This is a genomic window from Tropicimonas isoalkanivorans (genome assembly GCF_900112335.1).
Classification (GTDB): Bacteria; Pseudomonadota; Alphaproteobacteria; order Rhodobacterales; family Rhodobacteraceae; genus Tropicimonas; species Tropicimonas isoalkanivorans.
In genome coordinates, this window is record NZ_FOLG01000004.1 from 230,798 (window position 1) to 246,407 (window position 15,610).

The 15,610-nt window shown below is 66.6% G+C and carries 11 protein-coding genes; 5 read left to right on the forward strand and 6 right to left on the reverse strand.

Translation table 11 applies throughout. From position 1 onward, the window contains the following. Positions 1-13: 13 nt before the first annotated feature. Complete coding sequence (locus BM075_RS10090; protein ID WP_093360551.1) at positions 14-2,341, reverse strand: sugar-binding domain-containing protein; 2,328 nt, start codon at positions 2,339-2,341, stop codon at positions 14-16. After that, a complete protein-coding gene (locus BM075_RS10095; protein WP_093360577.1) occupies positions 2,338-2,994 on the reverse strand; it encodes a DUF2291 family protein in 657 nt (218 codons plus the stop codon). Before BM075_RS10095 ends, BM075_RS10090 begins: the two co-directional genes overlap by 4 nt. 481 nt (positions 2,995-3,475) lie before the next feature. Here BM075_RS10095 and BM075_RS10100 point away from each other — a divergent pair, with 481 nt between their 5' ends. The 4 genes from BM075_RS10100 to BM075_RS10115 are packed head-to-tail and all read left to right on the forward strand — an operon-like array spanning position 3,476 to position 8,535. Then, the gene (locus tag BM075_RS10100; protein ID WP_093360552.1) at positions 3,476-5,098 is read left to right on the forward strand and encodes an FGGY-family carbohydrate kinase; all 1,623 of its coding nucleotides are present in this window, start codon (positions 3,476-3,478) and stop codon (positions 5,096-5,098) included. Further along, positions 5,095-6,606 carry a glycerol-3-phosphate dehydrogenase gene (locus tag BM075_RS10105; protein ID WP_093360553.1) on the forward strand — a complete coding sequence of 504 codons (1,512 nt, stop codon included), beginning with the start codon at positions 5,095-5,097 and terminating at the stop codon, positions 6,604-6,606. Before BM075_RS10100 ends, BM075_RS10105 begins: the two co-directional genes overlap by 4 nt. A 1-nt stretch (position 6,607) precedes the next feature. Further along, the gene (locus tag BM075_RS10110; RefSeq protein ID WP_093360554.1) at positions 6,608-7,540 is read left to right on the forward strand and encodes a TIM barrel protein; all 933 of its coding nucleotides are present in this window, start codon (positions 6,608-6,610) and stop codon (positions 7,538-7,540) included. 38 nt (positions 7,541-7,578) lie between these two features. Next, a complete protein-coding gene (locus BM075_RS10115) occupies positions 7,579-8,535 on the forward strand; it encodes a sugar-binding transcriptional regulator (protein ID WP_093360555.1) in 957 nt (318 codons plus the stop codon). 11 nt (positions 8,536-8,546) lie between these two features. On the opposite strand, the gene BM075_RS10120 is transcribed toward BM075_RS10115, so the two are convergent. The 3 genes from BM075_RS10120 to BM075_RS10130 all read right to left on the reverse strand — a co-directional run bounded on the left by BM075_RS10120 (position 8,547) and on the right by BM075_RS10130 (position 13,163). After that, positions 8,547-10,238: a glycerol-3-phosphate dehydrogenase/oxidase gene (locus BM075_RS10120; RefSeq protein WP_093360556.1), complete on the reverse strand. Its 1,692-nt coding sequence runs from the start codon at positions 10,236-10,238 to the stop codon at positions 8,547-8,549. Beyond that, entirely contained in the window at positions 10,238-11,773 is a 1,536-nt protein-coding gene (locus BM075_RS10125; RefSeq protein ID WP_093360557.1) for an FGGY-family carbohydrate kinase, read from the reverse strand. Before BM075_RS10125 ends, BM075_RS10120 begins: the two co-directional genes overlap by 1 nt. A 148-nt stretch (positions 11,774-11,921) precedes the next feature. Beyond that, positions 11,922-13,163, reverse strand: a complete 1,242-nt coding sequence (locus BM075_RS10130; protein WP_093360558.1) for a lytic murein transglycosylase — start codon at positions 13,161-13,163, stop codon at positions 11,922-11,924. Positions 13,164-13,343: 180 nt separating this feature from the next. On the opposite strand from BM075_RS10130, the gene htpX reads away from it, so the two are divergent. Continuing rightward, positions 13,344-14,249, forward strand: a complete 906-nt coding sequence (gene htpX, locus BM075_RS10135; protein WP_093360559.1) for a zinc metalloprotease HtpX — start codon at positions 13,344-13,346, stop codon at positions 14,247-14,249. Between the two features lie 110 nt (positions 14,250-14,359). Here htpX and BM075_RS10140 read toward each other — a convergent pair. Further along, positions 14,360-15,610: calcium-binding protein (locus BM075_RS10140; RefSeq protein ID WP_425445190.1), on the reverse strand; the 1,251-nt coding region annotated here is incomplete at its 5' end.

The window sequence follows — 15,610 nt, forward strand, 5'->3', positions numbered from 1 at the left end:
TCTCAGCTCCCCGTTAGTGCAGCGCCGACGGACCGGCGGCCCGTTCCGTTTCCACGATGTCACGCGCCGTTTGTTCGTCGACGATCAGCCCCTTCAGCAGGCCGCTGTCGAGCACGGCCTCTATGGCGTCGATCTTCATCGTTCCTCCCGCGACCGCAACGATCCGCCGGTCGCGCAGGACGTCGAGCGGCAGCGTCACTATGCGCTCGGTCACTGGCGTCTGCACCGGCCGGCCCTTTGCGTCGAAGAAGTGGCCGAGGATCTCGCCGACACCGCCGGCGCGGGCGATCTCTTCCATTTCCTGCGGCTCCATCATGCCCGAGGTGACCAGTTCGGCATCCGCCCCGGTGGAGCCGATGCCTGCCAGCAGGAGGTCGGATGTTCGGGCCAGGTCGTAGGTTCGCGCGCAGTCCTTTTGGCCGAGCAGCACATCGCGGTCGGCGACGCTGTTGGCCATGAAGGGAGCCGGCATGACGGAGGCGCTTCCGCCTGTCAGACTGGCCAGCCGCTGGATGATTTCATGCGGATTGGTATCGGCGTTGATCGTCAATCCGCCCATCACGGAGGCGATGCTGAGGTCCGGCGCCGACCGTTCGGGGAGGGCCTTCACGCAGGCCAGAAGCGTACGGCCATGGCCGGCACCAAGCTTCAGCTTCGGAGTCTTGGAGATCTGATCGGCCAGGAAGGCGGCCCCGGCGTCGCCAAGGGCGTCGAGCGGCAGATCGTCCTCGTGGAGGTCCGTCACGACGCGGCAGAGGTCCAGGTGATAGGACTCCTTGAGCCGCTGCTCCAGGTCGACCTCACCCGAGGCCGCCATGATCTGTTCCTTGGTGGCATCGGGGCCGAACACGGCCGAAATCTTGCCCTTGTGCATGACGATGATCCGGTGCGCGATGGACAGGCACTCCGTCACCTCGGACGTCGTGTAGACCACGGCAATCCCCTTGCGGGCCCCGTCGGCGAGCAGGCCGAAGACCTCGGCCTTGGCGCCGATGTCGATGCCGCGGCTGGGCTCGTCGAGCAGGACGACCGTGGGATTGGTCGCCAGCATCTTGCCGATCACGACCTTTTGCTGGTTGCCGCCCGACAGCGACCCGATAGCCGCGCCGCCGCCATCGGTCTTGATGGTGACCTCGCGGATGGTCTTGTCGACGATCTTCTGTTCCGCTGCGCGGGAGGTGAAAAGACCTCGGGTGAAGGCGGCGATGCTGGGCAGGGACAGGTTCGAGCCCACCGTCATCGTCTGGACGAGGCCGTCGCGCTGGCGGTCTTCCGGCGTCAGCACGAGGCCCCGGTCGATCCGCTGGGCGATGGTCAGCCCGGCGATATCGTCGCCCTTGAGCAGGACGCGCCCGCCGGAGGGGGCGAGACGCCCTGCGATGCATTCCAGCAGCTCGGTCCGCCCTGCGCCCATCAGGCCGTAGATGCAGAGGATCTCGCCCTCGCGCACTTGCAGTGACAGACGGTCCACCACGGAAAACTCGCTACGGCCGGTGCCGGGAACGCTGAGGGACTCGACGGAGAGCGCAACCGGGCCGTAGTCGTAGCCGGTCGGCGGTGAGCCGAGGTCGAAGTTCTCCCCCACCATATTGCGGACGATCCATTCCAGGTCGATCTCGGCGCGTGGCGCGCGGGCCGTCATGGCGCCATCGCGCAGGACGACCGCGTGGTCGGTAATCTGCAACGCCTCTTCGAGGTGGTGCGAGATATAAACGATTGAAACGCCGCGCGATTTCAGGTCATGGATCACCTTGAACAGAACCTCGACCTCCGAGGCCGACAGCGCGGAGGTGGGCTCGTCCATGATCAGGATGCGGGCGTTGACCGACAGGGCGCGGGCGATCTCGACGATCTGCTGCTGGCCGAGGCGCAAATCTGACACCGGGGTCAGCGGGTCGATGTCTTCCTCCAGTTCGCGGAGCAGGGCGCGCGCCTGTTTCTCCTCCTCGGCGAAGTTCACGCCGGAGGAGCCACGGATCTCCCGGCCCATGAAGATGTTGTCGCGGACGTTCATGTTGGGCGCGAGGCTCAACTCCTGGTGGATGATGGAGATCCCCAGGTCCCGCGCTTCAACAGTGGAGCTCACGTTGACCGTCTGGCCATCGAGGATGAGTTCCCCGGACGTTGGCTGGATGACACCGGAGAGGATCTTCATCAGCGTCGACTTGCCGGCGCCGTTCTCGCCGAAGAGGGTCGTTACCTGCCCGCGATGGACGTCGAAGTTCACGCTCTTGAGGGCGTGCACTGCGCCGAACGACTTGGACACATCCCGCGCCGCGAGCACCACGTCCGAGCCGAATGCCTCCTGGCGCGTCAGGTCCGCCACGCTCGCCTGCGTCATTGCTCGACCTCGAATTCTACCGGCGTCACGAGCCAGTTCTTGGGGTTGATGAGCCGGAAGGTGCCGGTGACGTGAACGGTCTTGCCGGACAGGCTGTCACGATCCAGGTCGTTCAGCGCTTCGGCGGCCATCGCGCGGTTGATGCCCGCGCCGGCGTTCTGGTACTCGATCTGATTGGTGAATTCACCGAAGGCGATGTCACCGGGGTAGTCACGCAAGTCGGTGCCGTTGATCGCCGGGCCGGATTGCACGCGGATTGTCACATCCTCCGGCACGCCGTCGACCGCCACGTTATAGACGCCCGACTTGCCTTCGCCGACCACGCCGGTCAGGCGCACGGGCATCACGGCCCCGATGCCGCCCTTCGTGCCGTATTTCTCGACCGCAGCGTCCTTGTCCTCGGCCAGTTCGGTGGCGAGCTGGGGGGCGTTCGGCGCACGTTCCTTGATGAGTTCGCGAATCCGCGGGAACTGTTCCTGGCCATAGACGTCGGGATCGAAGGCCTGTTGGCGGAGGTCTTGATCTGAGCCGATCCGGACGACGGTCGTGTCCAGCGCGATGGCACCGATCACCACGACGGCCGCGCCGACCAGTATCCACTTCGTCCGGCCCGACTTCGCCGTCCTGGACCCCTGCGCTTCGGATGTCGACATCTCAGACCGCCTTTCCTCCTGCTGCCCCAGACGGTGTGCGTACGCGTCGGGGTCACGGCGCCGGGCGCCGAGCCAGATCATCTTTGGCCGCCCGTCGGGGCGGCGAATTCCTCGTGCGGAGATACCTGCCGTCAGCGCCCGTGACGCGACGGATCTCCTCCCTGCGCAGGGGGGCGGACGGGGCGAATTCTCCTCCTCGCGTTCCGTCAGCTTACTGCGCCCGGCGCACTTTGCGAGCGTCCGGATGCATCGACCATAGGTGAAAAATTTTTCTCTGTCTGCAAAAAAAATCACCCCTCCGCAAAATTCGTGCTAAGACACGTCGGGAGGAGAAAGGCCGATACATGCGCCGGCCCTGGGTCTCCGGACTTGCACAAACCGTTAGGGGCAAGGCGGAAACCGAAGCGTCGCCGGAGCGCGAATCGGTGAAGAACGGCCGGACGCCACAGCCTTGGCGGGGGTCGACCAGGGAGGAATAGAAGTGACAGCGGGGCGCGACATCATCGTCGGCATCGACGCGGGGACTTCCGTACTGAAAGCGGTGGCCTTCGACCTTTCCGGGCAGCAACTGGCGATATCGGCTGTGCGAAACGCCTATCAGAGCGGCGGGGACGGGGCGGTCACGCAATCCCTGACCCGGACGTGGGACGACTGTGCGACCGCCATTCGCGGGCTGCATGACCGGATCGACGGCCTTGCCGGACGCGTGGCGGCCCTTGCCGTCACCGGGCAGGGGGACGGCACATGGCTGGTCGGGCAGGGCAATGCTCCGGTCGCGGATGCCTGGCTCTGGCTTGACGCGCGCGCCGCGCCGACCGTGCGCCGCCTCGCCGCCAAGCCAACCGACCGCGCGCGGTTCGAGGTGACTGGCACGGGGCTGAACACCTGCCAGCAGGGATCGCAGCTTGCCCATATGGACCGAGTCCACCCCGAGCTTCTGGAAGGCGCCGAAGCGGCGCTGCACTGCAAGGACTGGCTTTTCCTGAACCTGACGGGCGTGCGGGCCACCGACCCGTCGGAGGCCAGCTTCACCTTCGGCGACTTCCGAACCCGCGCCTACAGCGACACGGCGATCGAATCGCTCGGGCTCCAGCACCGGCGCGGCCTGCTGCCGGAGATCGTCGACGGATCGCTCACCACATTCCCCCTGACCGAAGCGGCGGCCGACCAAACCGGCTTGCTGGCGGGGACGCCCGTGAGCCTTGGCTACGTGGACATGGTGATGACGGCCCTTGGTGCGGGCGTGCACACCGGGGACGCTGGTGCGGCGTGCTCGACCGTGGGGTCGACGGGCGTGCACATGCGCGCCGTCCCGTCCGAAGGGGTCCATCTGAACGCGGAGGGGACGGGCTACGTCATTTGTCTCCCGGTTCCGGGCCTCGTCACGCAGGTCCAGACCAACATGGCGGCGACGTTGAACGTGGACTGGGCGCTCTCGGTCGCCGCGGATCTGATCGGGGAAACCGGAGAGACGCCGACCCACGCCGATCTCGTCGCGCGGATCAACGGCTGGATGGACCGGTCCCGCCCCGGCCGGATCATCTATCACCCCTATATCTCGGAAGCGGGCGAGCGCGGACCCTTCGTCGAGGCGGACGCGCGAGCCGGGTTCGTCGGGCTGAATGCGGGCCATCGGTTCCCTGATCTGCTGCGTGCCGTGGTCGAGGGCCTCGGCATGGCGGCGCGGGATTGCTACGCGGCGATGGGCGACATGCCGACGGAGCTGCGGCTGACCGGCGGGGCGGCGCGGTCTTCCGCGTTGCGTCAGGTGCTGGCGGCCGCGCTCGACACGCCGGTGCGCGTCTCCTCCCGGGAGGAGGCCGGCGCGGCGGGGTGCGCGATGATGGCGGCTGTGGCGATCGGTGCCTACGGCTCCATGGACGATTGTATCGCGGAATGGACGACGCCGCTGCTCGGCGAGCCGGAGGCGCCGGACGACGATCTGGTCCGTGTCTACGACGATCTTTTCACCTCTTACCGCGATGCACGCATCGCACTCAGGCCGGTCTGGAACGGTATGGCGGAGGCCCGGGCGAATGGCTCGGGTCCGGATGCCGACGGGACGATGACCGCGCAAGCCGAAGCTTTGGGAGAAAGCAGATGACGGATATTCCGAAGGTCGACCTTTTCGTGATCGGGGGCGGCATCAACGGCGCAGGAATAGCGCGGGATGCGGCGGGCCGCGGGCTGAGCGTTGTGCTGTGCGAGAAGGACGATTTGGGCGAGGGGACCTCCTCGCGGTCGGGCAAGCTGGTGCATGGCGGTCTGCGCTACCTCGAATACTACGAATTCCGGCTGGTGCGGGAGGCGCTGATCGAGCGCGAGGTGCTGATGAACGCCGCGCCGCACATCATCTGGCCGATGCGTTTCGTCCTGCCGCATTCTCCGGACGACCGGCCGTTCTGGTTCATTCGGTTGGGGTTGTTCCTCTACGACCACCTCGGCGGCCGCAAGAAGCTGCCCGGCACGCGCCGGCTGAACCTGCTGCGCGATCCGGAAGGGGCGGCGATTGTCGACAAATACCGGCGCGGGCTGGAGTATTCCGACTGTTGGGTGGACGACGCCCGGCTGGTGATCCTGAACGCCATCGACGCCGCAGAACGCGGCGCGACGGTGCTGACCCGCAGCCCCTGCGTCTCCGCCCGCCGCGAGGGTGGCATCTGGCGGGTCACCACAAGGAACACCGTGACGGGCGAGGAGCGTGAGTTCCACGCGACGATGGTCATCAACGCGGCGGGCCCGTGGGTCTCCGACGTGGTTGGCCGGGTGGCCGGGTCGAACTCCAAGCGCAACGTGCGGCTGGTGAAGGGCTCCCACATCATCGTTCCGAAGTTCTGGGACACGTCGAATGCCTACCTCGTGCAGAACCACGACAAACGGGTGATCTTCATCAACCCCTACGAAGGCGACAAGGCGCTGATCGGCACGACCGACATCAGCTACGAGGGCGACCCGAACGCCGTGAAATGCGAGGAGGACGAGATCGAGTACCTTCTCGCGGCCTGCAACCGCTACTTCAAGGAGAAGCTGCGCCGCGAGGATGTGCTGGTGAGCTTTTCCGGCGTGCGCCCGCTCTTCGATGACGGCAAGGGCAACCCGTCGGCGGTGACGCGCGACTACGTCTTCGACATCGACGACACCGGAGGGGCACCGCTGCTGAACATCTTCGGCGGCAAGATCACGACCTACCGCGAGCTGGCCGAGCGCGGCCTGAAACAGATCGAGAAGTACTTCCCCAACATGGGCGGCGACTGGACCGAAAAGGCGCCGATGCCCGGCGGCGACATCGAGAACGCGGATTACGAGGCATTTCGCGAGACGCTGAAGGAAGACTACCCCTGGATGCCGCTTTCGCTGCGCCACCACTACGGCCGGCTTTATGGCACGCGCGTGAGCCGTATCGTGGGCGATGCCAAGTCGGTGGCGGACCTCGGGCGGCATTTCGGCGGCGATCTTTACGAGGCCGAAGTGAAGTACCTCGTGGCCGAGGAATGGGCGCAGACCGTCGAGGACGTGCTGTGGCGGCGGACCAAGCATCGCCTGCACCTGACCGAGGAAGATCAGGCGGCCTTTGCCGAGTGGTTCACGGACGCCTACGCGGAGGCGGCCTGACATGGGGCTGACGCTCTCGCTCAATACCAACCCGTTGGTCAATCGCTTCGCTGAGCCGGACGACTTGATCGATGCCATCGCGCGCGACATTCGGCTGAGGGACATCCAGCTCACCCACGAGTTCATCAACCCGAGCTGGCCCGCGCCCGTCATCCGCCGTCTGACGCGGGACACGGGCGCCGCCCTTGAGCGGACCGGCGCACGGGTGACCTCCGGGATGACGGGACCCTACGGGCGGCTGAACCACTTCGGCCACCCGGACAGGGACGTGCGCCGGTATTACGTCGACTGGTTCAAGACCTTCGCCGACATCATCGGGGATCTGGGCGGGGTGTCCGTCGGAACGCAATTCGCGATCTTCACATTCAAGGATTTCGACGACCCCGCACGGCGGGAGGAGCTTATCAAGATCGCAATCGACTGCTGGGCGGAGGTGGCCGAGCACGCGAAGGCCGCAGGGCTTGAGTACGTTTTCTGGGAGCCGATGAGCGTCGGTCGCGAGTTCGGGGATACCATCGCGTCGTGCATGGCCCTTCAGGACCGCCTGACGGCGGCCGATCTCGCGATCCCCATGTGGATGATGGCCGACATCGACCATGGCGATGTTACCAGCGACACCCCCGAAGACTACGATCCGTATGCCTGGGCGCGGGCGGTGCCGAAGGTGTCTCCGATCATCCACATCAAGCAGAGCCTGATGGACAAGGGGGGACACCGGCCGTTCACTGCGGAATTCAACGCCAGGGGGCGCATCCAGCCGGAACCGCTACTGGACGCGTTTGCCAAGGGTGGCGCAACGGAAAACGAGATCTGCCTGGAACTGAGCTTCAAGGAACGCGAACCGAATGATAGGGAAGTGGTGCCGCAGATCGCTGAAAGCGTTCGCTTCTGGGCGCCTCACATTGATACGGGGGCGCAAGACCTGAGAGTGTGACGCGGCGCTGACCCGGGTTTGGCGGCTAGGAAGGGGACATGGCGCGCGACCGACCGGCACAGGACGACGACCACAGCCTCGCAATCCGCGCGGCATGGTTGCACTATGTCGGCGGTCTGACCCAGTCGGCGGTCGCCAAGCGCCTGCATCTGCCCTCGGTCAAGACTCACAGGCTGATCGCGCGGGCGGTGGCGGAAGGGGCGGTGAAGGTTTCTATCGACGGCGAGATCGTCGAATGCATCGAACTGGAGGCGGAGCTTTCCGAGACGTTCGGGCTGGAGACGTGCCGCGTCGCGCCGGATCTGGCGGAGGAGGGGCTGCCCGTGCGCGCGCTCGGCATTTCGGGCGCGTCCTTCCTTCGGCGCGTGCTGGAGGCGGGGGAGATCACCTCCATCGGGATCGGTCATGGCCGGACCCTCGCGGCGGCGGTGCGCAACCTTCCCCGCTTCGATCCGAAGGGCATCCGGTTCGTCTCGCTTCTAGGCGGGCTCACGCGGAATTTCTCGGCCAACCCGCATGACGTGATGCACCTGCTCGCCGAAAAGACCGGTGCTCATGCCTACGTGATGCCGATCCCTTTCTTCGCCAATACCATCGAGGACCGCGAGGTTCTGATCTCCCAGAGAGGGGTCCGGGAGATCTTCGACATGGCGGAGGCGACGGTGCTGAAGCTGGTCGGTATCGGCACGGTCGACGCGGACACGCAACTCGTCGCGTCCGGGATGATCGAACAGAGCGAGATTGCGGAGATCGCGTCGCAAGGGGGCATCGGCGAACTGCTCGGCCATTTCTTCGACGCGAACGGACGGCGGCTTGAAACGGCGCTGACCGCGCGCACGCTTTCGATTTCGCTGAAAGAGCCCGGCAAGGATCGGATCGTTGCCCTCGCCGGCGGTGCGAGCAAAGTCGACGCGATCCGCGCGGTTTTGAGAAGCGGCTACCTGTCCGGCCTCATCACGGACGAAGCCACCGCACGCGCCCTGCTGGACGGGTAACGCCGAGCCGCCTAAAGGGCGACCCGGTGCCGTTCTCGCAGAACGGCGAGCGTGTCGTCGACCTCCTGCCGCAGGCGATCCTCCGACCAGCCGAGAGCAGCGCCCGCAACGGTGGCGATCGCGTCGAGACCATCCCGCGACAAATGCCCGGTGATCGCAAGCTGGGTCCGCCGGAGCACGATGTCCTGCAAGTGCACGACCTGTTCGTTGCGGGCGATCCAGTCGATCTCCGACAGGGTCACATCGGTGTCGCCCTGAACCAGCCGGTCCGGGGCGTCGAACGCGTGGGTGGCCACCTCGGGGGCGGCAGTGCCATAGCGATCCAGCAGCGCCGTAAGCCGGTCCTGTGTCGCGTCCTTTGCAGAGGCGTCGGCCAGCCACGCCGTGCGTGCCTCCAGCGTGGTGGGGAAGCCCCGTCCGCCGCCTATGGCAAGCTCCCGCGTCGTCGTCTTTCGGGAGGTCCCGAGCCGCTTCAGAACGTCGTCCGCCACTTGTTCGGAGAACGCCCGGAAAGTGGTCCACTTGCCGCCGATCAGGGAAATCACGGGGTAGGGACGCCCTGGCTCCGGGTCGAGCACGGGCGCGGAGTGGTCGCGGCTGATGAGGCCGGGTTCGGTCCCCTCGGAGTTAGGCAGCGGACGGATGCCGGAGTAGGCGTAGACGATTTGCTGCGGGTCGAAGGTCAGCCCGGGCAGCAGCCGGCGCAGGGCGCCCATGAAGTAGTCCACCTCCGTTTCCTCGCAGGTCACGCTGTCGGGGTCGTCGGCGGGAATGTCCGTCGAGCCAACAAGCGCCCGACCGTGGTACGGAAAGACCAGGCAGATGCGCCCGTCGTCACCCTCGAAATAGATCATTCGGCCGTCGAGTTCACGCACGAGCGCGTCATGGTCGAGCAGGATGTGTGACCCCTTTGTGCCGCCGATGTACTGCGTCGCCACCCCCAACTTCGCGTTGGCGGCGTCGATCCATGGGCCGGTCGCGTTCACCGTCACCTTGGGCAGAACGCTGAGCGTTTCGCCGTCGGGCCCGGTAAAGCGCAGGCGGCCGTCCTCGACGCATTCGAAGTCCGTCCAGGTCATCGCGCGGGAAGCGGGGCTGGCCCGCAGGCCGTCCTTCACCAGTTCGAGCACCAGCCGTTCGGGGGCCGTGACCACCGCGTCGTAATACGTGCCGACGGCCACGATGTCTGGGGTCAGGGAAGGCAGTTCCTTAAGGGCGGCCTCCCGCCCGAGGATACTGTGGCGCGGCATCACCCGCTGCCGGGCGCCGTAGACATCGTAGAGCCAGAGCCCGAGTTTCATGAGCAGCCGTCCACGGCTGCGTGGGGCGGTCTTGGAGCCAAAGAAGGTCCGCAGGGCGGCGCCGATGCCCTTCGTCCAGGAGTAAATCGGGATGACCGTCGGCAGTGGGTGGACGAGGTGCGGGGCATTCCGGAGCAGCAGGTTGCGCTCGTAGGTGGATTCCGACACCAGCCGGAATTCGCCGGTTTCGAGGTACTTCAGCCCGCCGTGGATCAGGCGGGAGGGCGCGGCGCTGGTGCCGGCGCAGATGTCGCCCTTGTCCACCAGCAGGCACCTAACGCCCTGTTCGCACAGGTCGCGGAAAAGGCCCGCTCCGTTGATGCCGGCGCCAAGGATCACGACGTCGTAGTCTGCTTCCATCGTACCCCTACCTTCGTCACCCGCTACAGTCTCTTCAGCCATTAGGCAGTCGCTCCGCGCCCGAGTTTTTCCAGATCGTCCAGCTTCTTCCAGCTCGATGCGAACCCGTCCGCGATTTCGCGGTAGGTGGCGTATCGCTGGTCGTAATGGGCCCGGCGCGCCTCGTCGGGGAGGTAGGTCGTCGTGATCGCGTCGAGGTCCCGTGGATCGGCATCGAAGCTGTCGAACATGCCAACCGCCGCGCCTGCGCAGAGGGCGGCGCCCCAGGCTGCGGCTTCCTCGGTTTCGGTGACCCGGACCGGCAAACCCATGATATCCGCGAACAACTGCGCCACCGTCGGGTTCCGGGACGCACCGCCCGTCAGGTGCGCGGAGGACGCGGGGAAGCCTTCGCGCAGCGCATCCACGTGGTGCCTGTGGTTGAAGGCGATCCCTTCCAGCAGGGCCGCGAGCACGTCGCCCCGCTTGTGCCAGCCGCGCAGGCCGAGGAAGGACCCGCTGGCAAGCTCGCCGTAGGGGGAGCCGAAGAGGAACGGCTGGTAGAGGATCGAGGAGGGACGCTCCAGAGCCGCGCGGATCTCCGGTGCGAGGCGCGCATGGATCGACGTTCCGTCGCGCTGCGCCTCCGCTCGTTCGGCATCACAGAAGGTGGAGAGAAACCAGTCGTAGTTCGCGGTCGACGAGGGCGAGATGGACATGTTGTTCCAGAAGCCCGGCGCGACTGCGTTGCGGCAGAACCATCGCGGGTCGATCTTGGGCGCGCGGGAGACGATCTCGTTGATCGAATAGGTCCCGGCGACGATGCCGACGGTCCCTTCCCGGTGGCCTCCGATCCCGAGGGCCGAGGCGGTCACGTCGTGCAGCCCTGCGGCGACCGGCGTGCCCTCCATTAGGCCGGTGAGGGCGGCTGCCTCTGCGGTGACGGTACCCACGATCTCGGCGGAATGGCTGACAGGCGGCAGCGCATCGGTGAGGGCCTCGAGCCCGAAGAGGGTCATCGCCTCCGCGGAATAGTCCTGCGTGCGGACATCGGTGAAGGAAGTACTGGCTTCCGTCCGGTCCGCGCCGATGGCTCCGGTCAGGCAGTAGCGCAGCCAGTCCTTGCAGGCCAGCACGTGCGCGATTGCGGCGAATCGCTCGGGTTCGACCGCCTTCATCCAGGCGAGCAGGGCCGAGGGCGCGGAGACGTGCGGCATCTGTCCGGTCAGGTGGAGCGCCCGCTCCGCAACGTCGCCGCTGGTCCAGTCGGCCACGATGTCACCCGCGCGGCTGTCGAGCGAAAGGATGCCCGTCCCGAGAGGCCGCCCGGTCTTGTCCAGCACGTAAACGCCGTCGCCGTGCGCCGTGGCGGCCACTGCAGCGATGTCGCTTGCTGGCCGACCGCACTGCGCGATGGCCTCCCGCGTTGCGGCCGCCGTTTGTTGCCACAACACGTCCATATCCCGCTCCACCCGCCGGGCCGCGGGCATGAGTTGCGGAACTTCGCGTCGCGCCACCGCAAGCGGCGCACCGTCTTCGTCAAAGACGACGGCCTTCGTGACGGTCAGGCCGTTGTCGATTCCTACAAGGCAAGCCATGTCTCCTCCAAAATTGGCCGCCCGGGCCCTGTGGTCGTGGTGATCCCGAAGGCGGCCGGGTTCAACGTGCCATAGTCGCGCAGCGAAAGCGGGGCAGGGGGCGGCTGAAGGGCTGCGGCCCTTTCACGGGAGCATCCGCGCCCCAAGATCAGCGGACCAATGCGCGTTTCAGGGATGCGTCGGGAAAGCAGGTGGCGGGCAGGCCGTTGGCCTCCTGCCAGTGACCGATGGAGCGGCGCGTCTTGTAGCCCGCCAGCCCGTCCGCCCCGCCGACGTCATGCCCCAGTGCAATGAGCGCGCGCTGCATCGCTGCCACGTCGGACCGATAGAGACCGCCAACCGCCCCCCAGCCCGAACTGAAGTCGCCGACGCCGAACTGGATACGGTCGCCCACGTGACCGACGAAGAGCGCATAGAGGTCGCTCATGTTGTAGTCCTTCAGGACGTAGAAATTCGGCGTGACTATAAAAGCCGGTCCATGCCGGCCAGCCGGCATCAGCAGATAGCCCTCGCCGCCCCGCTCGTGCGCGGGAAATTCCCGCCCCGAGGTGCGGGCGATACCCATCGCTTCCCAGGCGCGGATCGGCCGTCCTTGATCCGGCCCTTCCAGCGCGCAGGAAACGGCCGCAGGCACCGTAACCTCGAATCCCCAGTCGCGCCCGGCGACCCAGCCATGGCGCGCGAGGTAGTTGCCGATGGACGCGATCGTGTCGGCCTCCGACCGCCAGATGTCCGCCCGCCCGTCGCCGTCGCCGTCGGCGGCGTATTTCAGGAAGCTCGACGGCATGAACTGCGGCTGGCCGAGGGCGCCGGCCCAGCTGCTCTTCATCGCGCTCTCCGGGGCATGGCCGGCCTCCGCGATCCGCAGCGCCGCGATCAGTTCGTCGGTGAAGTAAGGCGCGCGCGTGCTCATGAACCCCTTCGTGCCGAGCACCTCGAAAACGTCATGGGGAATGGCGACGCGGCCGTAGCCGCTCTCGCGGCCCCAGATAGCAAGGATGATCCGACCGGGTACGCCGGTCTGGCGTTCCACAGCGGCGAGTGTCGTGGCATGGCGCGACGCCATCTGCCGTCCGGTGGCCGTCGCACCGTCGACCGCCCCGCGGCTGAAGTACTTCGCGGGGGCACTGAATTCGGCCTGCCGCTGAACTTTGGGGGTGCGCGGCTTGGACCCCGGGGGAACCAGGTCCGGTAGGTCCCAGTTCAGGGTGACACCGCTGAAGGCCGCCTCGAACGTCTGGCGCGACACACCCTCGGCGCGCGCTCGCGGCCAGATCGACTGTTCCAGCCACCCGCGGAACTGCCGCTCCACCGCCGCCCGGTCCTGCGCGGCACCAGGGGAGGCGAGCAGCATCAGCGAAAGCAGGATGGTCAGAAGTGGCCGTGTCATGTCGGGTCCCGTCTTGGCTTGCGGCAGGATCGTTCGGGTGGGACGCTACGGCAGAGGCGCCGGTTTATCCACCCGCGATGAGAGGGTCACGGCTGTGCCCGCCCGCATTGCAGGAAACCCCGCTGCGCCTATATCGAAACGTGTCCGGTGCGGGTGCCGTACGAGAAGGGGAGACCATCCATGGGATACGTCAAGACGGCGATTCTGATGGCAGCGATGACCGCGCTTTTCATGGCCATCGGCTATGTGCTCGCGGGGACGAGCGGGATGATCTTTGCACTGGTCATGGCAGCCGGGATGAACGCCATGGCGTGGTGGAACTCCGACAAGATGGTCTTGCGGATGCACAACGCCCGGCCCGTCGGGTCCGACGACCGCTCGGGCCTCGTGGGGATGGTCGCGGAACTGGCGCGCAACGCGGAGCTGCCGATGCCCGCCGTCTACGTGATCGAAACGGATCAGCCCAATGCCTTCGCCACCGGTCGCAACCCGGAGAACGCTGCCGTGGCGGTGACGACCGGGCTCATGCGCAGCCTGTCGCGCGAGGAACTGGCGGGGGTCATCGCACACGAGCTGGCCCATATCCGGAACCACGACACCGCGATCATGACTGTTACAGCGACGTTTGCCGGGGCGATCACGATGCTGGCCAATTTCGCGATGTTCTTTGGCGGGCGCCGGGACCAGGGGCCGGGGATCGTCGGGACGTTGGCGCTCATGTTCCTCGCCCCTTTGGCGGCGGGGCTGGTGCAGATGGCCATCAGCCGGACGCGGGAATATGCCGCCGACAAGGCGGGTGCAGAGATCTGTGGCCAACCGCTGTGGCTCGCATCCGCGTTGGAACGGATTCAGGCGGGAGCGGCGCGGATCGACAACATGTCTGCCGAACGCAACCCGGCCACTGCGCATATGTTTATCATCAACCCGCTGCACGCCCATGCGCGCGACAGCCTGTTCGCAACCCACCCGTCGACGGCGAACCGCGTGTCAGAACTGCGAAAGCTGGCGGCGACGATGCCGTCGCGCCCAATGCAGATGCCGCGGAGCCGGCCGCGGTCGGACATGGGGACTGGGCCCTGGGGGTAGGCGGCCTTGCCTGACCGGGAAGAGTTTGTCCGTCCCAGAACTGAAAATGCCGGCCCCGAGAGGCCGGCATTTGTTCGTTAGGGTGTCCGACCTGGTGCGTCGGTCAGGCCTCAGAGCGTATCGAGTGCGACAAGCTCCACGGCCTCGACGCTGCGCACCTCGAGGTCGAGCGTTTCGAACTGGAACACCGCGCCGCCGTTGGTGTCGAGGTCGTGGTTTTTCGCCATGAAGGTCTCCAGCGAGGCGACCTCGGCAAGCAGATCAGCGTCGTTCAATTCGTCGGCGGTGCCGTAGATCTTCAGCGTATCGAGACCCGCCGACCCTTCGTACCGATCAGAGGCGCCCTGGTTGTCGCCGATCCCGTAGATGAGGATGTCGGCATCCGCGCCACCCTTGATCAGGTCGCTTCCCGCACCACCGATGAGAATATCAGAAGCGCCGCGCCCGAGGATGTAGTCGTTCCCGGCGCCACCGCCGATGCTGTCGGCATCGCCACCACCCTTCAACGTGTCGTTCCCGGCGGTGCCGGTGCGATCGGCGGGCGGGAGGGCACCGGAGGCGACCTCCCCGTCCGTCCCATCGGGCGTGTTTGGAGTGTCGTCCACCACAGGCGCTTCGGGGACTGGCGTTTCAATGCCGCCGTCCTCGCCGCCAGTCGAGGGGGATTCGCCAGCGCCGATGGTTACGAGTTCCACCTTCTCGATGCCACGGACGCTCAGGCCGATGCTGTCAAAGGTGAACGAGGCGCCGCCGTGCGTGCCCGCATCGTAATTGTCGGAAATGAACGCTTTCAGCTTGGCGACGTCGGCAGCGAGCTTGCCGTCGGCCAGTTCGTCGGCCGTCGCGAAGATCTTCAGCGTGTCGACGCCCGCGGCACCCTTGTAGACATCGTTCACCCCGTAGTTCCGGCCAACGACATAAACCAGCGTGTCGTTGCCCGCGCCACCGTTGACGAGATCGTTGCCCGCCCCGCCTGTGAGCAGGTCTGCCGCGCCGCGTCCGGCGACGAGGTCGTCGCCGCGGCCGCCGTCGATGCTGTCGGTGCCGCTGTCACCGTAGAGGGACTCGTTGGCGTTGGTGCCGACGTGGTCGAAGGCCGGGTCGCCGTCGGTCACGGGGGTCTCGGGTGCCGGCGTTTCGGGTTCCGGCACGGGCGTGCCGGAGGGGTCCTCGCCGCCCACCGGCTTGCCCGAGTCGTCGTAGGGCGCACCGTTCGCGTCGTAACTCACGCGCGAGTAGTAGGCCGCGGTGGTCTTGCCCGCCTTCAGGTCGTCGCTCAGAACGCCGTGCCAGTTGTCGAACGTGCCGGACCACACGTCCATCACGATCTTCATCTTCTCGTCGGGGATCGGCACCGAAGA